Annotated in this window: 22 protein-coding genes; 18 read left to right on the top strand and 4 right to left on the bottom strand. The window is 40.1% G+C overall.

All coding sequences use genetic code 11. The features are described 5' to 3' along the window. Positions 1-819 precede the first annotated feature (819 nt). The 5 genes from rpmH to mnmE all read left to right on the top strand — a co-directional run bounded on the left by rpmH (position 820) and on the right by mnmE (position 4,724). The gene (gene rpmH / locus ACUR5C_RS16325) at positions 820-954 is read left to right on the top strand and encodes a 50S ribosomal protein L34 (protein WP_454466254.1); all 135 of its coding nucleotides are present in this window, start codon (positions 820-822) and stop codon (positions 952-954) included. Between the two features lie 61 nt (positions 955-1,015). Then, positions 1,016-1,375, top strand: a complete 360-nt coding sequence (rnpA, locus tag ACUR5C_RS16320) for a ribonuclease P protein component (protein WP_454466253.1) — start codon at positions 1,016-1,018, stop codon at positions 1,373-1,375. After that, a complete protein-coding gene (yidD, locus tag ACUR5C_RS16315) occupies positions 1,366-1,602 on the top strand; it encodes a membrane protein insertion efficiency factor YidD (RefSeq protein WP_454466252.1) in 237 nt (78 codons plus the stop codon). Before rnpA ends, yidD begins: the two co-directional genes overlap by 10 nt. A gap of 19 nt (positions 1,603-1,621) precedes the next feature. After that, complete coding sequence (gene yidC / locus ACUR5C_RS16310; RefSeq protein ID WP_454466251.1) at positions 1,622-3,355, top strand: membrane protein insertase YidC; 1,734 nt, start codon at positions 1,622-1,624, stop codon at positions 3,353-3,355. A 19-nt stretch (positions 3,356-3,374) separates the two neighbouring features. Beyond that, positions 3,375-4,724, top strand: coding sequence for a tRNA uridine-5-carboxymethylaminomethyl(34) synthesis GTPase MnmE (mnmE, locus tag ACUR5C_RS16305; RefSeq protein WP_454466250.1), 1,350 nt, complete (start codon positions 3,375-3,377; stop codon positions 4,722-4,724). Here mnmE and ACUR5C_RS16300 read toward each other — a convergent pair whose 3' ends face one another. Further along, the gene (locus ACUR5C_RS16300) at positions 4,725-5,945 is read right to left on the bottom strand and encodes a calponin homology domain-containing protein (protein ID WP_454466249.1); all 1,221 of its coding nucleotides are present in this window, start codon (positions 5,943-5,945) and stop codon (positions 4,725-4,727) included. Between the two features lie 220 nt (positions 5,946-6,165). On the opposite strand from ACUR5C_RS16300, the gene mnmG reads away from it, so the two are divergent. From mnmG to ACUR5C_RS16275, 5 genes are all read left to right on the top strand, one after another. Continuing rightward, a complete protein-coding gene (mnmG, locus tag ACUR5C_RS16295) occupies positions 6,166-8,058 on the top strand; it encodes a tRNA uridine-5-carboxymethylaminomethyl(34) synthesis enzyme MnmG (protein WP_454466248.1) in 1,893 nt (630 codons plus the stop codon). A 14-nt stretch (positions 8,059-8,072) separates the two neighbouring features. Beyond that, positions 8,073-8,696, top strand: coding sequence for a 16S rRNA (guanine(527)-N(7))-methyltransferase RsmG (rsmG, locus tag ACUR5C_RS16290; protein ID WP_454466247.1), 624 nt, complete (start codon positions 8,073-8,075; stop codon positions 8,694-8,696). Positions 8,697-8,873: 177 nt separating this feature from the next. Beyond that, the gene (locus ACUR5C_RS16285) at positions 8,874-9,659 is read left to right on the top strand and encodes a ParA family protein (RefSeq protein WP_454466246.1); all 786 of its coding nucleotides are present in this window, start codon (positions 8,874-8,876) and stop codon (positions 9,657-9,659) included. Positions 9,660-9,688: 29 nt separating this feature from the next. Continuing rightward, positions 9,689-10,573, top strand: a complete 885-nt coding sequence (locus tag ACUR5C_RS16280; protein WP_454466245.1) for a ParB/RepB/Spo0J family partition protein — start codon at positions 9,689-9,691, stop codon at positions 10,571-10,573. 71 nt (positions 10,574-10,644) lie between these two features. Next, complete coding sequence (locus tag ACUR5C_RS16275; protein WP_454466244.1) at positions 10,645-11,775, top strand: FAD-binding oxidoreductase; 1,131 nt, start codon at positions 10,645-10,647, stop codon at positions 11,773-11,775. Positions 11,776-11,829: 54 nt separating this feature from the next. On the opposite strand, the gene ACUR5C_RS16270 is transcribed toward ACUR5C_RS16275, so the two are convergent. The 3 genes from ACUR5C_RS16270 to ACUR5C_RS16260 all read right to left on the bottom strand — a co-directional run bounded on the left by ACUR5C_RS16270 (position 11,830) and on the right by ACUR5C_RS16260 (position 14,380). Further along, the gene (locus ACUR5C_RS16270) at positions 11,830-12,696 is read right to left on the bottom strand and encodes a LolA family protein (protein ID WP_454466243.1); all 867 of its coding nucleotides are present in this window, start codon (positions 12,694-12,696) and stop codon (positions 11,830-11,832) included. Beyond that, positions 12,689-13,255, bottom strand: coding sequence for an RNA polymerase sigma factor (locus tag ACUR5C_RS16265; RefSeq protein WP_454466242.1), 567 nt, complete (start codon positions 13,253-13,255; stop codon positions 12,689-12,691). The genes ACUR5C_RS16270 and ACUR5C_RS16265 overlap by 8 nt, the downstream gene beginning before the upstream one ends. Positions 13,256-13,345: 90 nt before the next feature. Next, complete coding sequence (locus ACUR5C_RS16260; protein WP_454466241.1) at positions 13,346-14,380, bottom strand: alpha/beta fold hydrolase; 1,035 nt, start codon at positions 14,378-14,380, stop codon at positions 13,346-13,348. 330 nt (positions 14,381-14,710) lie between these two features. Between ACUR5C_RS16260 and ACUR5C_RS16255 the strand changes: the two genes are divergently transcribed. The 8 genes from ACUR5C_RS16255 to atpD all read left to right on the top strand — a co-directional run bounded on the left by ACUR5C_RS16255 (position 14,711) and on the right by atpD (position 21,263). Next, positions 14,711-15,091, top strand: a complete 381-nt coding sequence (locus ACUR5C_RS16255; protein WP_454466240.1) for an ATP synthase subunit I — start codon at positions 14,711-14,713, stop codon at positions 15,089-15,091. Between the two features lie 19 nt (positions 15,092-15,110). Next, positions 15,111-15,926, top strand: coding sequence for a F0F1 ATP synthase subunit A (atpB, locus tag ACUR5C_RS16250; protein ID WP_454466239.1), 816 nt, complete (start codon positions 15,111-15,113; stop codon positions 15,924-15,926). A 57-nt stretch (positions 15,927-15,983) separates the two neighbouring features. Then, the gene (atpE, locus tag ACUR5C_RS16245; RefSeq protein WP_444996253.1) at positions 15,984-16,250 is read left to right on the top strand and encodes a F0F1 ATP synthase subunit C; all 267 of its coding nucleotides are present in this window, start codon (positions 15,984-15,986) and stop codon (positions 16,248-16,250) included. Positions 16,251-16,295: 45 nt separating this feature from the next. Further along, a complete protein-coding gene (locus ACUR5C_RS16240) occupies positions 16,296-16,766 on the top strand; it encodes a F0F1 ATP synthase subunit B (RefSeq protein ID WP_454466238.1) in 471 nt (156 codons plus the stop codon). Between the two features lie 19 nt (positions 16,767-16,785). Beyond that, positions 16,786-17,322: a F0F1 ATP synthase subunit delta gene (locus ACUR5C_RS16235; protein ID WP_454466237.1), complete on the top strand. Its 537-nt coding sequence runs from the start codon at positions 16,786-16,788 to the stop codon at positions 17,320-17,322. 10 nt (positions 17,323-17,332) lie between these two features. After that, positions 17,333-18,880, top strand: coding sequence for a F0F1 ATP synthase subunit alpha (atpA, locus tag ACUR5C_RS16230; protein ID WP_454466236.1), 1,548 nt, complete (start codon positions 17,333-17,335; stop codon positions 18,878-18,880). A 72-nt stretch (positions 18,881-18,952) separates the two neighbouring features. Then, positions 18,953-19,813: a F0F1 ATP synthase subunit gamma gene (atpG, locus tag ACUR5C_RS16225; RefSeq protein WP_454466235.1), complete on the top strand. Its 861-nt coding sequence runs from the start codon at positions 18,953-18,955 to the stop codon at positions 19,811-19,813. A gap of 73 nt (positions 19,814-19,886) precedes the next feature. Continuing rightward, positions 19,887-21,263: a F0F1 ATP synthase subunit beta gene (gene atpD, locus ACUR5C_RS16220; RefSeq protein WP_454466234.1), complete on the top strand. Its 1,377-nt coding sequence runs from the start codon at positions 19,887-19,889 to the stop codon at positions 21,261-21,263. Positions 21,264-21,282: the final 19 nt, after the last annotated feature.

Below are 21,282 nucleotides of genomic sequence, written 5' to 3'. Positions count from 1 at the left end.
TATTTTTATTTAGCTACTTATTATGATTGTTAACTAACAACCTAAATTAATTGGCTGCTGTGAAAGAGTTGGTCAGTGTAGATCGATTAAAAAAAATGATCCACAGGTTTTGCGTAAAAGTTTAAATTAACTATCAATTGCTGAACTTTTAACCAGAGAATAAAATTTAATCAAATTTTAAGTAAAACCTTAAAATTTATCTAATGCTTGTGATTTAAGTGTATAAAAACGTGTGCATAAGAAGTATTTTAGAAAAAAGTGTCTTTTTGTACATTTTAGATCAAAGCTTATACGTTACTTATACGGTCTTTATAGACAAAGTTATCATTAGAGTAAACTATTGTTTTTAATAGCTAAAAAGTACTTATCAACAGAAATAATGCTGCCTAATAATAATAGTTATTAGATCTTTTCTTTATTATTATTATTCTTTACCTGTAGATAACTTTTAGGACAAAATAAATTAGTTTTATTGAGTTTTTTGGGTTAGTATTCGTTTGAACTGAAGAAACGGCATCTTTAGACGTGTTACAAGCCCGAAAAAGGATTTTTTTTTTATCCACAAACAAAAAAAATAAAAAAGATTTAAATCGCATATTTAGTTTTAAAAAAAGTTCAAAACCATATATGTAGTGTTTTGAACTGAATTAACTGGCTTAAATTGGTCTTTTTTTAAACTGATTGTTGTGTAGCGCTCAAAAAGTAACCGTAAAATCAATTGACAGTAAAATACGAATGCAATAGAATTTGCGCCCCTTTCAGCAGGTAGTCAGTTAATCTGATTGTCTGGATATTAATTTAATTAAAACGGATAGACTGATGAAACGTACATTTCAGCCTAGTAATCTCAAGCGTAAGCGTCGTCACGGCTTTCGTGCTCGTATGGCAACTAAAAACGGTCGTGCAATAATCAACCGACGTAGAGCAAAAGGTCGTAAAAGACTTAGCGCTTAAGCACTGACTGTTTGCAGTCGTGTAGTTTAAAAGAATTGGTAGCTCTTGTTGAGGATTTAAGATGACAAATGAGTCCCTTAAGTTTCAACGAGAGCTTCGTCTTTTAAGCGCAAAGGACTTTAGTCATGTTTTTGACAAAGCCTTTAAAGTTAATAATAAAGCTTTCACCCTTCTAGCTCGGCCAAATAGCAACAATCATCCTAGGCTTGGATTGGTTATTGCGAAAAAAAATCTTAAGTTAGCTGTTCAAAGAAACCAGGTAAAAAGGTTGCTAAGAGAAGGTTTTAGGCTAACTCAGCATCAAATTCCTGCGTATGATCTGGTTATCCTTACTCGTAGAGATATTGCCCTAATGAGTAAAACCGATATAATCCAGTTTCGCGACGAACTTTTTCAAAGATTCCTAAAACGATGCAATTAATTTTAATTGGACTAATTAAGTTTTATCAAAAGACTTTAAGTCTGTTTATCGGTGGCGAATGTCGTTTTTATCCAACTTGTTCTAGTTACGCAATAGAAGCAATTCAAACACATGGGAGTTTAAAAGGATCCTGGCTAATGTTAAAGCGCATAGCTCGTTGTCATCCGCTAAGTTCAGGCGGTATTGACCAAGTTCCTAAAACTCATCAATGTCAACACAAGCATTAAAGTAAGAGATACTATTCACATGGAATCAGCCCGTACTTTTTTATTTATACTCTTCGCCTTTTTAACGTTTTTACTCTATCAAGAATGGCAAGCAGCCAATAAACCAGAGCCCGTTAAGAAAGCTTCGGTAGAAGAATCTTTAAAATCATTGCCCAGTTTACCGGTCGACGCGCCTGAACTTGGAGAATCCGCAGAAGTTACCGATGAATTAGCTAGCGCCCTACCACAAGCAGTTGGCGGGTCTTCGGCTCAATTAAATAATGCTAGCCATGCGCAAATTGTCGAAGTGGTCACCGATAAACTTAGAGTTCATTTAACTACACTTGGCGGTAATTTTGTGTCGGCTGAATTATTAGAGTACAAAGAAACTCTTAATAAAGACTCTCAACCCATCAATATTTTTGAAAACCGTAATGGTAGAACTTATTTAGCTATTTCAGGGTTGTTTGGAGAAGGCGCACCTAATTTTGATGGTCAAGAGGTCACCTATTCTGTTGCAAACACCCAATACGAGCTGGCTGATTCTGAGCAACCACTGAATGTTGATATGAAGTGGGTGAATGAATTAGGTAATGAATACATTAAGCGATTTACGTTTTACCCAAATAAATACACCGTTGATGTGAGTTATTTAGTAACCAATAACTCATCTAAAAAGCTCGCCAACAGAATGTTTAACTCTTTAGTGAGAGATACTAAGCCTGTTGAGGGTTATGTCAGTGAAGGCTTTGGAATGCAGTCGCATTTAGGGCCTGCTTTTTCTACATCAGAGATAAAGTACGAGAAGTTTGGGTTTGATGACTTAGCTGAAGATGGCTTTGTAAAGCAAACTACGCAAAAAGGTTGGGTAGCGATATTACAACATTATTTTGTAACTTCTTGGGTACCTAAAGGTGAAACGACCAATATCATTGACGCTACGACTAAAGGACTGGCTAAGCCTGGCCTTGCTAGAATCCGTGTAACTCAAGATTGGCAATGGATAGAGCCAGGCCAAACTGAGGTGTTTAGTTCAACACTTTATGTGGGACCTAAAATACAAAGCCGTTTAGAAGAAGTCGCCGAGTACTTAGATTTAACTGTCGATTATGGGTTTTTATGGTGGATTGGCCAACCTATTTTCTATTTGCTGTTGTTTTTGCAAACTTATGTGATTAATTGGGGTGTGGCGATAATATTAGTGACTATTGTCATTAAGACATTTTTATACCCATTGGCAAGAGCGCAGTATCGTTCATTTGCCAAAATGCGTTTATTGCAGCCAAAAATGGCAGAAATGAAAGAGCGCTATGGTGAAGATCGCCAGCAAATGTCAATGAAAATGATGGAGCTCTATAAAAAGGAAAAAGTGAATCCGCTCGGTGGCTGTTTACCTTTATTGGTACAAATGCCAGTGTTTATCGCACTGTATTGGGTGTTAATGGAAAGTGTTGAACTTAGACACGCGCCATTTATGTTGTGGATTACTGATTTATCGGTGAAAGATCCTTACTATATTTTGCCGTTACTGATGGGCGCAAGTATGTATTTAATGCAAAAAATGCAGCCAACGGCCCCTACGATGGACCCAATGCAACAAAAAATGATGCAAATGATGCCGGTATTTATGACGGTGTTCTTTGTTTTCTTCCCTGCGGGCCTCGTTTTGTACTGGTTAATGAATAACCTTATTTCTATTAGCCAACAGTTATATATCACTAACCAGTTTAACAAAGAGCAAGAAGTTAAAAATAAAGCTAAAAAGAAAGCTTAATTAAAACTCGGAGCCCAGATTGAGCAGCCAAAGTACAATAGCGGCATTAGCCACACCACCAGGAAAAGGTGGTGTGGGTATTATTCGAGTATCTGGGAGCCTGTGTGAATCTATCGCAGAGTTAATTTTGGGCAGCAAAATTAAACCTCGCTATGCTCATTACTTGCCGTTTTTAGATTTAAACAAGCAACCTATCGATCAAGGGATTGCGGTTTATTTTAAAGGTCCCAATTCATTTACCGGGGAAGATGTCTTAGAGCTGCAAGGCCATGGCGGACCTGTCGTCATGGATTTACTCTTAGAGTCTGTCGTTCAAGCTGGCGCGGTACTAGCTAAGCCGGGTGAGTTTTCTGAACGTGCATTTCACAATGACAAATTAGACTTAGCTCAGGCAGAAGCGATAGCCGACTTAATTGATAGTGGATCTCGGCAAGCAGCAAAGTCAGCTTTGCGTTCATTAAGTGGCGTATTTTCACAGCAAATCAGTGATTTAGTCAGTAAAGTTGTTCATTTACGCATTTTTGTTGAAGCGGCGATAGATTTTCCAGAAGAAGAAATCGATTTTTTAGCGGACGAAAAAGTTACCGCACAGCTGACAGATATTACTGAAACCTTACAGGCGCTTTTAGACAATGCTAAACAAGGAGCATTGCTGCGTGAAGGAATGAAAGTTGTCATTGCCGGCAAGCCGAATGCAGGTAAATCGAGTTTATTGAATGCTTTGTCTGGCAAAGAGTCAGCCATTGTTACTGATATTGCAGGTACTACCCGAGATGTATTATCGGAACAAATTAATATCGATGGGCTACCTTTGCATATAATTGACACTGCTGGTCTGCGAATTGCACAAGACAAAGTTGAACAAATTGGTATAGAACGGGCCTCAAAAGAAATAGAACAAGCGGATAGAGTTTTATTGGTTGTGGATTCGAGCAATGTTGATAGCTTAGTGATAGAGCGTGAAATAAAGCAGTTTATTGATCCAAGTATAGAGCTTCCGCCAATTACACTGGTTAGAAACAAGTGTGATATTAGTGGCGAGCCGCCATCAATTAACGGCAATCAAATTACCCTTTCGGCCAAACAAAATATTGGCATCGACAAATTAAAATCCCATTTAAAATCTGTAGTTGGTTATCAAACAAGTGAGTCTGGAACTTTTATGGCAAGGCGACGCCATATTGATGCATTAAAACGCGCTCAAGCACACCTTAATGAGGGTGTAGAGCAGTTAAAAGCTCATGCGGCGGGTGAAATTCTAGCCGAAGAACTTAAGTTAACCCAAAACTGTTTAAACGAAATAACCGGTGAATTTACTGCAGATGATTTGCTTGGAAAAATATTTAGTAGCTTTTGTATAGGTAAGTAGCTAGTAGCTATTTTGCATAATGATATAGTTAACTTGGTTAAGTTCATGGGGTAAGGTAACTCTGCCGCCAAATTGATACTGACTGACCATAACCTTCGATCCGCTAACCCCTTCAAGCCTGCCTAAAATAAGACTTTTATCATTTAAGTGCAGTTGTATTTCTGCCCCAATAAAACGCGCTAATACGCTGGGCGACTTTGCCAAGTAACTTATTTTGGGTTGCTTTTGTTGAGGTGATTTTGCTTTGCTTTTTAAAAAGGTTTTATAGTCAATATCTTTAAATAGTTCAGATATTAATTGTTGGTTTAAGCTTACTTTAAACTGAGATTTTTCTTTAAAATTTTGCCAAGTTAAATGACTGAGCTGCTTTAAACTATATGCTTTTTCTGGAGCGATTGAAAAGCTCACGCTTTGCGGAGAAAATAAAAATTGACTAAGCTGAGTCAGCAGCTCGTTGCTTGGTATTAAGTGTAAACTTTCAAAGTATTGATTCGTTGCGCGTTTAAATAGTTGAGCGATTTCACCGCGGCTTAATTGAGTAGATTGCATACATTGATTTAATCTATGATGGAGCCAGGTTAGCTGCTCAATGTTCAAATTAAAGTTAACAAGACTCAGTTGATCTGACTGCTGTTTATCTAATCGATCAAGCGCACCGTTAAAACTAATGTTGCTTAAATTATGGATATTAAGTTGTGCCTCAAACGCAAGTTGATTGGTTTGAATTAACTGCTTTGCGCGAAAATTAGAGTCAAAACTAAAAGGTTTAATGGGAGCAAAAAGTGGCTCTCTACAATCGCTTGGTAGAATGTTCTGGGGTAACCGCACAGCAAATAGGTTTTCCTCTAGACTCAAGGCTGGATAATAGTTTGCGTGGCTAATGGTTAGCTCAAACTGGCTCGGTAGTTTTTGATAAACGATTAAATCTTCTAGTGCGATTAAGTCACTAAAGCGATCTAAACTAATCGATAGTGTTTCGATATTTAAAACAGGATTAAGGTCATAATCGACAATTTCTAAACCATGAATATTAATATCCGCATTAAAGTCTATCCAAAGCCATTGGTAATCGATTGAGTAGGCGAAGTTCTGTTGATTTACTAGCCGAGACACTGCGCTGTTAGCTTGCCACCAAACCAAAAAGTAACCTAAACATAGCATTGCTAAGGCTATTTTTAATGATTTTATTAACAAGCGTCGCTTTCGCGGTTGGTGCAGCATATAATTAACAAATGACCCAGTATTAAAGTGAATGATGTTTCCAAGGGGTATTTTACGCCCTTCTCTTCCAAGTAAGCTGGCATAATCGCACGTTTTTAAGTGAATTAGTGAAAATAAAGCGATTAATCGTTCAAATTTTAGCCAGACTTAGGTAAAATCGCCGTCCTTTTGTAAGTCAGCCCAAAAGTAGCAAAATAGCTAAGAAAGTATAGGAATCCGAATGGTTTTTGATGAAAGTTTTGATGTGATAGTTGTTGGTGGTGGTCATGCTGGAACCGAAGCTGCGCTTGCTGCCGCGCGAATGGGCGCAAACACCCTTTTAGTCACGCATAATATTGAAACTTTAGGCCAAATGAGCTGTAACCCCGCCATTGGCGGTATAGGAAAGGGGCATTTGGTTAAAGAAGTTGATGCGATGGGCGGTGTAATGGCTAAGGCGATTGATCATTCCGGTATTCACTTTAGAAAATTAAATGCCAGCAAAGGTCCTGCAGTTCGTGCGACTAGAGGCCAAGCCGATCGAACTTTGTATAAAAACTATGTTAGAGAAACACTAGAAAGCCAGCCTAATTTACGTATTTTTCAGCAAGCTGTAGATGACTTGATTATTGAAAAAGACCTAGTCGTTGGGGTAGTTACTCAGATGGGGCTAACTTTTAAAGCTGCCAGTGTGGTACTAACGGCGGGAACCTTTTTAGACGGTAAAATTCATATTGGCCTGTCTAATTATGCCGGTGGTAGAGCTGGTGATCCGCCTGCGGTAGGACTTTCGCAACGCTTGCGTGAGCAACCTTTTAGAGTCGAGCGTTTAAAAACTGGCACGCCGCCACGAATTGACTCGCGTAGTATTAATTTTGATGGCCTTGAGCCACAGCACGGTGATACGCCTGTTCCGGTATTCTCTTTTAGCGGCAATGCGTCTCAGCACCCACGTCAAATTCCTTGTTATATTACTCACACCAACGCGCTGACCCATGAACTTATTAATGCAGGTTTAGATCGTTCGCCTATGTTTAGCGGCGAGATTGAAGGCGTTGGACCTAGGTATTGTCCTTCAATAGAAGATAAAGTTACTCGCTTTGCGGAGCGAGACTCGCATCAAATATTTATTGAACCTGAGGGACTCAATACGTTTGAAGTTTACCCAAACGGAATTTCTACAAGTCTCCCCTTTGATGTTCAAATGCAATTTGTACGCTCAATTAAAGGGTTTGAAAATGCGCATATCACTCGCCCCGGCTACGCGATTGAATATGACTACTTTGACCCTAGAGAACTAAAAGCTTCTCTAGAAACCAAACATATAAAAGGTTTGTTTTTCGCAGGCCAAATCAATGGAACCACTGGCTATGAAGAAGCTGCGGCACAAGGCTTAATTGCCGGGTTAAACGCGGCACGCCTCGTTCAACAAAAACCGGCTTGGTCGCCCACCAGAGAAGAAGCTTATATCGGCGTGATGATTGATGATCTGATTACTCGCGGTACGCAAGAACCCTACCGTATGTTTACGTCGCGCGCAGAATATCGCTTATTATTACGTGAAGATAACGCCGACTTAAGGTTATCTGAAACCGCTCACCAACTAGGGCTACTAACCGATCAGCAGTGGCAACTAACTGCCGAAAAGCGTGAAGCAATAAGTATTGAAGCGCAGCGGATGCAAACTACTTGGGTACATCACCAGTCTGAGTCTGCGCAAAAAATTAATCAACTTTTAGAAAAGCCATTGGCACACGAATATAGCCAAATGGAACTACTGAAACGCCCACAATTAACTTACGCCAAACTGGCTGATGCAATTCCTGAGCTAGGTGAAGGCTTACTCGACTCGGTAAAAGAGCAAGTAGAAATTCAAGCTAAATATGCCGGTTATATTGATCGCCAAAAAGATGAGATAGCGCGTAATAAAAAGCAAATGAACTTAGTGATACCTACTACTCTGGACTACGCCAATATTAGTGGATTGTCGACTGAAATAATTCAAAAGCTACAAGCCTCGAAGCCTGAAACAATCGGCCAAGCAAGTCGTATTTCTGGGGTTACACCTGCTGCGATTTCGTTATTGTTAATTAGCATAAAAAAACATAGCGTTAAGCTATCTAAACAAGCATAACTTAGGGCTGCACTATGTTAGAACAGTTAAAGCGTGGAATTAGCGCGCTGCAGTTACAGCTTAGTTCGCATCAAATTAATCAGCTAGAAAGCTTATTAAATGATTTGCTTAAGTGGAATAAAGCTTACAATTTAACGGCAATAAAAGATCCGCAAGAGGCTTTAAGGCTACATATTTTAGATAGCTTAGCAGTGTTACCCTATTGGCAGAAGTTCAATAAAACGCTCGATGTTGGGACTGGTGCTGGCTTTCCTGGTTTACCGTTGGCCATCGCTTTGCCACAACAAGAATTTCATTTGTTAGATAGTAATAGCAAAAAGATTCGTTTTATACGTCAGCAAATTCATGCGCTCGACTTGCCTAATGTCACTGCGCATCACTCTAGAATAGAAGATCATCCGAATGGCCAATATGACTGCGTTACTTCACGAGCTTTTGCATCTTTGGCTGACATGCTGACTGCAACTCAGCATCAATTGGTATTAGATGGGCGTTGGATGGCATTAAAAGGTGTTTATTCAGAACAAGAAGTTAAAGCCATGCCTTGCTGGGCGGAGCAAGTGAGTTATCACTCACTAGATGTGCCTAATTTAGCGGCAGAAAGGTGCATTATTGAGATAGCCAAACGAAATGATTGATCCCTTTGTCGATCAAACTATAATGGATGGCTCGCCGTAATTTTTAACAATTGAAAAAGACTTACGGTAAAACAAAGTTAAACCAATAAAATCAAAAGACTAAAGACACATTAGGGCAATAAAACCGACACTTTTATACTGGTTTGCCAGATTCAACGAAAACTCTTGAGGTAGCTTGTGGGAAAAATCATCGCGGTAACTAACCAAAAAGGTGGGGTTGGTAAAACAACCAGCAGCATTAATATCGCTGCTTCTTTAGCTGCGACTAAAAGAAAAGTCTTGTTAGTGGATTTAGACCCTCAAGGAAATGCAAGTAGTGGCTGTGGTGTAGATAAAGATGAGTTAGAAGTTCAAATTTTAGATGTTTTACTGGGAGAAAAAAGTGCCCAAGAATGTTTAATAGATGCGGAACAGGCAGGAATTTACATTTTACCTGCTAACTCAGATCTAGCCGCTGCCGAAGCTCACTTGCTTAATATGGCAAATAAAGAGCTAAAACTAAAACAAGCGCTCGCTCCTTTAGTTGATCAGTTTGATTATATTTTTATCGATTGCCCGCCATCTCTAAGTATTTTAACGGTAAATGCCCTGGTCGCAGCCGACAGTGTGATGATACCAATGCAATGCGAGTACTATGCTTTAGAGGGGCTCAGTGCGCTGCTGCGCACCGTTCAACAAATTACCGAGCATGCTAATCCTGCCTTGGAAATAGAAGGAATTTTACGCACCATGTATGATCCAAGAAACCGCCTTTCTGTTGAGGTTTCTGGACAACTTCATGAACATTTTGGCGATAAAGTTTATCGAACGGTTATTCCAAGAAATGTACGCTTGGCGGAGGCGCCAAGTTATGGCTTACCCGCACTACTTTATGATCGCTTGTCTAGAGGAGCTAAAGCTTATTTAGCGCTAGCTGGTGAAATGATTCGGCGCCAAGAGTCTTTAGCTGACTCAGTTGCTTAAATAACCTTTGTAGATTTTAGAGAATATTAATGAAAAAGAAACTTGGTCGCTCCCCATTAGATGCCTTTTTAAGTAAGCCCTCTTCATCAAGTGCTGCGGGGGAATCTGCGAGCGCTGCAATACCAAAGGGCGAACTTCAAAAGCTGCCGATTGAAAAGCTACAGCCAGGGCAATATCAGCCTCGTAAAATTATGACTGATGATGCGCTAGAAGAATTAGCCAGTTCAATTAAAGCGCAGGGTATTATTCAGCCCATTGTTGTACGGCCAATTGGCAACCAAAAATACGAAATTATTGCGGGTGAAAGACGCTGGAGAGCTTCACAAATAGCGCAGTTAGACGAAGTTCCCTGTTTAATTAAGGATATTCCTGACGAAGCCGCAATTGCGATGGCGTTAATAGAAAATATTCAACGTGAAGACTTAAATGCAATGGAAGAAGCCACCGCATTGCAACGCTTAATGCAGGAGTTTAACCTAACTCATCAGCAAACGGCGGATGCCGTAGGTAAAAGTAGAACGACCATAACCAACTTGTTGCGTTTATTAAGCTTGTCGGAAGCCTGCCGGGTTATGCTAGAAAGAGGTGACTTAGAAATGGGGCATGCACGAGCACTGCTTTCGTTACCTAGCGATGAGCAAACCATGATTGGGCGAACCGTAGTAGCGAAAGGATTGACGGTTCGCGAAACAGAAAAATTAGTGCGCAAACAAAGTGCTCCACAAACCGGAACTGCAAAGCAAAGCGCCTCAGATCCACATATTGAACACTTAGAAAGAAGCATTTCAGATAAAATTGGTGCCCCCACTAAAATCCAAGATAGTGGTAAAGGTAAGGGTAAGATTGCAATTCAATACAACAGTTTAGACGAGCTAGATGGTATTTTACGCCATTTGGGGATTGAGCAAGCTTAACAGCCGAACTAATTCTAAACCAAATAAGGGCTTTACAGCCCTTTTTTAATTGAAACGTTAAAGTGATGAGTATGAGTGAAGTAAACCCTAAACCAATTTCGCTGCAACAATTAAAGCAGCTCTCAAGTTGGTCTACCCGCAAGACTTTGCTAAGTTGTGTGAATGTTATACAAGAAACGGTTGATGTCAAAACATTCCAATTACGAGCGCTAGATGACACCCTATTCCACTTTAAGCCTGGCCAGTTTGTTGGTATCCAGCTTGAAATTGACGGCGTAAAGCATAACCGTTCTTATACTATCGCTTCGGCGCCTACTCGGCCTCACCTATTAGAGCTAACCATAAAACTTGACCCCACAGGAGTGGTTTCTCCTTGGTTGCATGAAAACTTAAAGCCAGGTTCGCAGTTAGAAGTTAGAGGGCCTGCAGGTCGCTTTAATTGCGATGACATAGAGTCTGATAAAGTTTTATTAATTTCTGCTGGCTCAGGGATCACGCCTATGATGTCAATGCTTCGCTATTGGAGCGACTTAGGATTAACTAAAGATATTGTTTTTATTAATTGGGCGCGTTCGACGCAAGATATTATTTTTAGAAGAGAGCTTGGTTTAATTGATTTTCAGTGGCCCAACATTAACTTAGAAATCGTTTGCACTCAGCCCGGCCTGTCAGAAAACTGGCTAGGTAGGCGTGGCCGAGTTAATGCTAACTTACTCAGTGATGTGGTACCCGATCTAAATGAAAGAACGGTATTTTGCTGTGGACCAGAAGGCTTTATGCAGCAAGTCCAAACAAGTTTAGATGCACTCGGTTTTGATTTGCAAAATTACCATGATGAATCCTTCGATCCTGGCGGCAAAAAGAAAGCAAAAATGGCTGAAATTAAACAGCTGAAAAACGCCCAAATTGCTAGTGCTCAAGAGCAACCGGCTAATCCGGGCCCATTTCAATTAACGCTTAAGAAAACCGGTAAAGCGATTCAAGTTGAAACCAGCGATAATTTATTAGAAACCTTAGAGAGCGCTGGAGTAGAAATGGAGTCTGCTTGTCGTGCCGGAAATTGCGGTAGCTGCCAAGTTAAAATGCTGTCCGGAAAGACTAATAGTTTTAACGCTGCAGGCTTACACTCTGACAGAAAAATCGCTGGCTATATTCTTACCTGCACAACCAATGTTTTATCTGATTGCGAGCTAGATATTTAGTCGCTTGGCTAAGAAGCGCAAGCGACTTTAGCTCGTTAATCGCAATTTATCGCTTTAGCTATCGTCCGCTGGTTTTTGCTGATAGTTTGCAGGAACATCCTGACTAAAAAGCGTGGGGTTTAATGGCTGATTAAAACTTAAGTTACCCTGCATTAAAAAGTCAGAAGTTTCCGCGGTCTCACCGTTATAGATAGCAAACTCGACCGGTAGGTTGTTATCTTGCGTACTCCATAAAACAACTGAGTAGCCTGCCTCGGTAAACTTAAACCCATTTAACCATTGGTTGTTTACTAAGCGCTCTTTAAGTTGGGTTATTTCGCCTTGATAATCTTTGGCTACTTGAAACCAGTGCAATGGATTGTCTTTAGCTGCAAGTGTGGCGTTTGGTTGAAACTCGTAAGGCACTGAAACCTTGGGTCCGGGAAACAGCATTAACCCCTTGCCGTTAATACTATCGATTACATTAATACTCATACTTTGCTCAGCTTGAGGGGTTAATGGAGTGGTTTCTACTCTAATTAAACCGGGTTCTTGGTACCAAACAGACAAGGTCATTATGGGTTGTTGTTGAACTAACATATTGCTTTGGTAGAACATACTCGTCACGCTAGTTAGGTGTTGCTGCACCTGTGCAAATGCACTTGGTGTGTTTCCACCCACGAAAACGACAAGGCTTAGCATGGCAACCGCTAACGCACTAGTTCCGGCATATAGCAAACGAGATTTAAAGGCCGTTAAAAAGCGGGTAAAACTATTTTTTGCTTGCGAGCTTGATTGGCGGCTAAGTTGAGAGGCTTCGTTAGCCACCGCTATCTTTATTCTTTTATTGATATTTAGCGCTTCATCATCGCTAATGTCTTGTTGTTTTAATGCCGTAATATAGTCGTCTATGTGCTTATCTTTAAAGTTTTGCTTATTCATAAATCACTCCTAAAAAATTTGATTCTGGTAAAAGTTCAGCTAATTTTTTCTGAGCTCTATGTAAGGTGACGCCGACTAGACTATTAGAAATATTGAGCTGATGGCTTATTTCTTGATAGCTAAACTCTTCTATCAACCTAAGTACGATTACTTCAGACTCTTGAATGCTTAGTTGTCCTAAGACTTGTCTAAACTCTTCTAAGTCCCTGTTGATGTCTAGTGCTGCGGATGGAGTGTGATTTTTTGAAAGTTGTTGCTCTATAGCCGAGTTGCTATGGGGGTTAGTTTGCGAGTGATCATTTATTTGGCGCTTTTCTTTCGCTCTAGCACGAATTAGATCAATGGCAGCACTACTGGCAAGTTTGCATAAGTAAGCTCGCCAATGATTAATTGATGCTATCTTTTTAGGGCTTAGCTTAAGCAGCTTTACAAAAACATTTTGCGCGACATCTTCTGCTTGTGAAGCGTCACCTAAAATACGGTAGGCTACTAGATAAACTTGCTTTCCATACTGATCAACCAACTGGTTAATCATTTCGGACTGTTGGGCAGTTTTCAAAATTTGCTCCTTACGTTGGTCTCATCTTAGTAGACGTTGGAGCCGGTTAAAATCTTACAAGCTACCGCTAAAAACTATTGAGTTAGCCAATCAATTTGCTTTTAGTCGCAGTTGATCGAGTAGATCAATAAAGCGATTTGGCTGCGAAAACATGAGTAAATGCTCTTTCTCGGCGACTTCTATATATTCTGCATGTGTTTGCTGGGCGACTAATCTTTGATAATATTTTTTAGCGTCCTTGCGCCACTCGATCAACCCTTGCTGCATTTCAGGGTTCTCAGATTGACTAATATAATGTGACTCAAAGTCGGTGTCGAATACGACTAGCTTTAGCGTAGAAGGAAACTTTAGCCCTTGAGTCGACTTTAAATCTTGATCGTATATGGCAATTTCACCAAAAAGGTTTACCAGGTTTTGCGAAATCAACCGTTTGTTAAATTCATTTTTAATAAACTCCCAATCAACCATGGGGTCATTTAAAGCTAATTGTTGTAAATGAGTTTGTTCAATTTGGTTTTTCTGCTTCGCTCTAGCTAAATACTTTCCTTGCTTTATATATTCTGCATAAGACTGTTGGTTCTTTTTAAATGGATAAGCATCTTTAGCGTAACGTTTAATAGAAAAGTCGGTGATGACGTCGGGATCAATCAAGATTAGCGAGTTTATTTTAGTTGGATTTCTGGTCGCTTGATTAAAATAATGCAGCAAACTGATATTGGCGCTAGCAAAAGCAATAACATTAACCTCGTTAAGATTGAGCTTTTGCATAAAAAGGTTTAAGTCGGTAGCAAAGTGAGCGTAGCCAAGTGGTACCTCCGGTTGTGCCAGTCCAATTGCTGCGCGATCTAGAGCAATTACCCTAAAGCTGGCGCTTAACTTAGGTGCTAAACGCGCAAACCAGGTACTATCTGAGTTCCAATTATCATTGGGGCCTGACAACAAGAGCAATGTAGGTAGTTTAGTTTTAGGCGCACCGCTAAACCACTCTGTGTATTGCAAGTTGTGCCCATCTACAGCTATAACCTTCGTTTGATGTTGCCAGTGCGCGCTAGATTGACGCTGCGCGGCATGAGTGGTGACTGAGCCCAGCCCGATCACAAAAATAATCAAACAGTATAGTCGCATTTAAGCTACCCTTAAATTGATTAAAAAAGATACTCTAATCGTTTTGCTCCAGCAAAGCAGTGTAATTATTGTAACAATTCCTTTAATAACAGTAAGTTAATAATGAGCATAACGGATTTTATTAGTTAAAAAATTGATTTTTAATTAACCGATTGAATATAACAGCAAAATCATTATAAAAATCAGTAGAATAAAGCTCCTACAACGCTTGCTTAACTAGGCATAGATCACTATAATTTGCGCCGCATTTAAGTGGTTGTTTTTTGCACATGAAAAATTGATGCAAAACGACTTCAGATTCTTAGTGGGATTAGCGCAAAGTACAGATTTATGAGTCAAGCATTAGTCGCACGAGGATTTAAACAAGCTAAAAAACTGCTTTTTATTCAACTTATTTTAACGTTGGTAGTTGCGAGTTTGGGTTTGTTGCAAGAATTTAAGGTAGCAGTAGCACTGCTATCGGGCGGAATAGCAGTGTTTTTGGCTAACCTGTTTTTCGTTTATAAGGCTTTTTCAAAGTCTGGAGCACAAAAGAGTAAACAAGTGGTTCGCGCCTTCTATGTTGGAGAAGCGGTCAAAATTGTTTTGTTAGCAGGTTTGTTAGTGCTGTCTTTTTTGCTTTTACCCAGCTTTGAACTTTACGTCTTAGTAGGATATGTAGCGGCGCTGCTATTTCAATGGCTAGCGCCAGTCATTGTAAAGACCCATTAACAACAGGATTAATGAGCTAATGGCCGAAACAAGTACTGGTTATATTAAGCACCACTTACAAAACCTTCAAGCCTGTTCAACCGAGCAAGGCTGGCAGTTTAATACTGCTGAAAACCCTACCCTGTGCGCTGGCACGAGAATGGATGCTATCAATGTTGATAGTCTTTTCTTTTCGGTATTACTAGGGGTTATCTTCTTGTGGATGTTCCGTAGCGCAGCTAAAAAAGCGACTACAGGCGTACCTGGTAAGTTTCAAGCATTTATCGAACTCGTTATCGACTTTGTTGATACAAACGTACGTGACACCTTCCACGGCAAAAACAAAATGATTGCGCCACTTGGTTTAACGGTTTTTGTTTGGGTTTATATGATGAACCTTATGGACTTGATTCCGGTAGACTGGATTCCTTCTTTAGCGCATGCCGCAGGTGTCCCATTTTTGAAAATAGTTCCAAGTACTGATGTTAATGTGACTTTCGCTATGTCTTTATCAGTATTTGTTCTAATTATTTTTTACAGCCTTAAAATTAAGGGTGTGAAAGGTTTTTCTAAAGAATTATTACTTAACCCGTTCAACCATTGGGCAGCTATTCCAATTAACTTAGTACTTGAAGGTGCCGCTTTATTAGCTAAGCCTATTTCATTGTCACTTCGTTTATTCGGTAACATGTATGCTGGCGAGTTAATTTATATATTGATTGCACTAATGGGGTTATATCAGTTACCACTACACTTTGGTTGGTCGCTGCTTCACGTATTAGTTACTTTCTTACAAGCATTTATCTTTATGATGTTAACTGTGGTTTACCTCAGCTTAGCGCATGAAGATCATTAATAATTTTTACTTTTATTTTTAACTTTAAACTTAACTAATCCTTACTAGGAGAACAAAATGGAAACAGTAATCGGCTTTACCGCAATCGCAGTAGCTATCCTTATCGGTCTTGGCGCATTAGGCGTAGGTATTGGTATGGGTCTTTTAGGTGGTAAATTCCTTGAGAGTGCAGCTCGTCAACCAGAATTAGCACCAATGCTTCAAGTTAAAATGTTTATCGTAGTAGGTCTACTTGACGCTGTAGCGATGATCGGTGTTGGTATCGCGTTATTCTTCACTTTCGCTAACCCATTTGTTGAGCAATTAGCAGCGGTAGTTAAGTAATCAACCTCAGGTCTTAAACTTAAACCGACATAAGAGGAGATTGCCGTGGATTTTAATGCAACCCTGATAGGCCAAACAATTGCGATGATCGTATTTGTTTGGTTTACAATGAAACACATCTGGCCTTTGCTAGATGCAGCGATTACAGAGCGTCAGGAAAAAATTGCTGAAGGTTTAGCTGCGGCTGATCGTAGTCAACATGACTTAGAATTAGCGCAAAAAAGTGCAGCTGAAACGATGCGTGAAGCAAAAGAGAAAGCAGCTGAGCTGCTAGATCAAGCAAAAAAGCGTCACGCAGAAATCGTTGACTCAGCCAAAGATGATGCTCGTGCCGAAGCTGAAAAAATTAAAGCGGGTGCACAAGCTGAAATTGAGCAAGAAGTACATCGCGCTCGTGAAGAATTGCGAAAACAAGTGTCTGTATTGGCAGTTGCTGGCGCAGAAAAAATTCTTCAACGTAGCATCGACGCATCTGCCCAAGCAGATATTCTTGATAGCTTAGTTGCTGAACTATAAAACGAAATGAAGGTGGCCCATGGCTGAATTAACAACACTAGCAAGACCTTACGCAAAAGCTGCGTTTGAGCATGCATTAGAAGCAAAGCAATTGGCCGAATGGTCTGATATGCTAGCTTTTGCTGCTCAAGTAGTGAGCGACGGGGATATGCATCAGTTATTAACAAGCCCTCATTTTACCAAAGAAGACCAACGCGATGCGATGTTAAAAGTTTGTGCAGACAAACTGGACGATAAAGCGAGTAACTTTATAAAGTTGTTAGCTAATAACGGTCGCTTGTTGGCTTTACCTGAAATTGAAGTGTTGTTTAACTTTTTACGTGCCGAGTTTGAAAAAACTATCGAGGCGCATATCACTTCAGCAACAGAGTTAAATGAGCAGCAGATTACCCAATTAAAAGAGAAGTTGGCGAATAAACTAGGTCGTCAGATTGATGTGAGTGTTGAAATTAACACTGATATTTTGGGTGGTTTGATTATTCAAGCAGAAGATTTAGTCATCGACGGTTCGGTTCGCGGTAAGCTAGCCAAATTGTCAGATACTTTGAACGTATAAGGAACAGAGCATGAGTGTGCAACTGAATCCATCAGAAATAAGCGAGTTAATCAGACAACGAATCAATGAATTTGAAGTTGTTTCAGAAGCTCGTAATGAAGGTACTATCGTTAGTGTATCTGACGGTATCTTAAAAATTCACGGTCTTGCAGAAGTTATGCAAGGTGAAATGATTGAATTGCCAGGCGGTAAATACGGCTTAGCATTGAACTTAGAACGCGATTCAGTTGGTGCAGTTGTGCTAGGTGACTACTCAGATATCGTAGAGGGTCAAAAAGCAAAGTGTACTGGTCGTATTCTTGAAGTTCCTACCGGCGAATCATTACTTGGTCGTGTTGTTGATGCATTAGGTAACCCTATTGATGGAAAAGGTCCTATTGAAAACGCAACATACGCGCCAGTAGAAAAAGTAGCGCCTGGGGTTATTTCTCGTCAATCAGTTGACCAACCAGTACAAACTGGATACAAGTCAGTTGATGCAATGATTCCTGTTGGCCGTGGCCAACGTGAGTTAATCATTGGTGACCGCCAAACAGGTAAAACGGCTTTAGCAATCGATGCAATCATTAATCAAAAAGGCACAGGCGTTAAATGTGTTTATGTTGCTATTGGTCAAAAAGCTTCCACTATCGCGAATATCGTACGTAAGTTAGAAGAGCATGGCGCTATGGCACATACCATTATTGTTGCTGCAACCGCTTCTGACTCTGCTGCTTTACAGTTTGTTGCGCCATTTGCTGGTTGTTCAATGGGCGAATACTTCCGTGACAAAGGTGAAGACGCATTAATCGTATATGATGATTTAACTAAGCAAGCTTGGGCTTATCGTCAAATTTCATTATTGCTACGTCGTCCGCCGGGTCGTGAAGCATATCCTGGTGACGTTTTCTACCTTCACTCTCGTTTACTTGAGCGTGCAGCTAGAATTAATGCAGACCACGTAGAAAAATTGACTGACGGTAAAGTTAAAGGCAAAACTGGTTCTTTAACAGCACTACCAATTATCGAAACTCAAGCGGGCGACGTTTCTGCGTTCGTACCAACTAACGTTATTTCGATTACTGATGGTCAAATCTTCTTAGAAACAGATTTATTTAACGCGGGTATCCGTCCTGCTGTTAACGCGGGTCTTTCTGTATCTCGTGTTGGTGGTGCGGCACAAACCAAAATCGTTAAAAAATTAGGTGGTGGTGTACGTTTAGCATTAGCACAGTATCGTGAACTAGCAGCTTTTGCTCAGTTTGCATCTGACTTAGATGATGCAACTCGTGAGCAATTAGAGCACGGTCAACGCGTTACAGAGCTAATGAAGCAAAACCAATATGCACCTATGTCAGTTGCACAAATGGCGGTTTCGTTATTTGCAGCGGAAAAAGGTCACTTAAAAGATGTTGAGCTAGCTAAAATTCAAGATTTCGAATCTGCATTATTAGATCACATGAACAGCAACGAAAAAGCATTGATGGATAAAATCAATGAAGCTGGTGATTACAATAAAGATATTGAAGCTGGATTAGAAGCAGCAATCAGCAAGTTTAAAGAAACTGCAACTTGGTAAAAAGATTGGGGATTAACCTCCCCTCTCCAAGATGTTGTTTGAGATACGTTAACTAATTACTGGGATCAGTCTATGGCGGTCGGAAAAGAAATTCGTACCAAGATTGGAAGTATTAAAAATACTCAAAAAATTACCAGTGCGATGGAAATGGTTGCAGCGAGCAAAATGCGTAAAGCGCAAGATCGTATGGAAGCAACCAAGCCGTATGCGGAAAAAATCCGTGGCGTAATCAGCCATTTAGCAATGGGTAATACTGAGTATAAACACCCTTATATCATCGAACGTGAAGTTAAGCGCGTTGGATTTGTCGTGGTTTCAACAGACCGTGGCTTATGTGGTGGATTAAATACTAATCTTTTTAAAGATGCACTTAAGTCTATGCAAGAGTGGCAGCAACAAGATGTTGAGATCGATTTATGCTTAATCGGCTCAAAGGCTGCAGGCTTTTTCAATCGCTTTGGTGGCAATGTGGTTGCTAAAACCAGTCATTTGGGTGACAGCCCAACAGTGACCGATTTAATTGGTACTGTAAAAGTAATGCTAGATGCATTTGACGAAGGTCGAATCGATCGTTTGTACTTGGTTCACAATGAGTTTGTGAACACAATGACACAACAGCCTACAGTACAACAGCTTTTACCGGTTGAAAAAACTGAGTCTGACGAGTTAAAGCATCACTGGGATTATATTTATGAGCCAGATGCGAAAGAATTACTCGATGTGTTATTGGTTCGCTATATCGAATCTCAAGTTTATCAAGGCGTAGTTGATAACATTGCCTGTGAGCAAGCATCTCGTATGGTTGCGATGAAAGCAGCAACAGATAATGCTGGTGATATTATTGAAGACTTGCAGTTGATATACAACAAAGCACGTCAAGCGGCTATTACTCAGGAAATCTCTGAAATTATTAGTGGTGCAGCAGCAGTTTAAGCTAGCTAGCCAATAATACTGAGATTTTAGTTAACGAATTTTAAAAAATTTAAATTTAATAGAGGAAAAAGCAATGAGCAACGGTAGCATTGTTGAGATCATCGGCGCTGTCATCGACGTGGAATTTCCACGCACTGATGTACCAAAAGTTTATGACGCACTTGATATTGAAGGTAGTGAATTAGTATTAGAAGTTCAACAGCAGTTAGGTGACGGTGTTGTCCGTTGTATTGCTATGGGTTCTTCTGAAGGTATGAGTCGCGGTATGAAAGTGACTAATACTGGCGCACCTATTTCTGTTCCAGTAGGACAAGAAACTTTAGGTCGTATTATGGACGTTTTAGGTAATCCAATTGATGAAAAAGGTCCAATTGGTGAGCAAGAGCGTATGTCTATTCACCGTGAAGCGCCTTCTTATGAAGACCAAGCTGCGGCGAACGAGCTTTTAGAAACGGGTATTAAAGTAATCGACTTAGTTTGCCCATTTGCTAAAGGTGGTAAGGTTGGTTTATTTGGTGGTGCTGGTGTTGGTAAAACCGTAAACATGATGGAGCTTATCCGTAACATCGCTACTGAGCATAGTGGATTCTCAGTATTTGCTGGTGTTGGTGAGCGTACTCGTGAAGGTAACGATTTCTACCACGAAATGACTGACTCTAACGTAATTGATAAAGTATCATTGGTTTACGGTCAAATGAATGAGCCTCCAGGAAACAGACTACGTGTTGCTTTAACCGGCTTAACTATGGCTGAAAAATTCCGTGATGAAGGTCGTGACGTTTTATTATTTATCGATAACATTTATCGTTATACACTTGCTGGTACTGAGGTATCTGCACTTCTAGGTCGTATGCCTTCAGCGGTTGGTTATCAGCCTACACTTGCTGAAGAAATGGGTGTACTACAAGAGCGTATCACTTCTACAAAAACTGGTTCTATCACTTCAGTTCAAGCTGTTTATGTACCAGCGGATGATTTAACGGATCCTTCACCTGCAACAACTTTTGCTCACTTAGATGCAACAGTAGTACTTTCTCGTCAAATCGCAGAACTTGGTATTTACCCAGCTGTTGACCCGTTAGATTCTACTTCGCGTCAGCTTGATCCTTTAGTTATTGGTCAAGAGCACTATGAAACAGCACGTGGTGTTCAATCTGTACTACAACGCTATAAAGAGTTAAAAGATATTATCGCTATCTTAGGTATGGACGAGCTTTCTGAAGAAGATAAACAAACAGTATCTCGCGCACGTAAGATTCAACGATTCTTATCACAACCTTTCTTCGTAGCAGAAGTATTTACAGGTTCTCCTGGTAAGTATGTTTCGCTAAAAGATACCATTGCAGGCTTTAAAGGTATTCTTAATGGTGAATACGATCATTTACCAGAGCAAGCTTTCTATATGGTTGGTTCTATTGAAGAGGCTGTTGAAAAAGCTAAATCAATTTAATTTTAGCCGACGACTGACA

The organism is Aliikangiella aequoris, from assembly GCF_053709105.1.
Note: the sequence above shows the minus strand (reverse complement) of the source record. Positions and strands in the feature narration are given on the sequence as shown.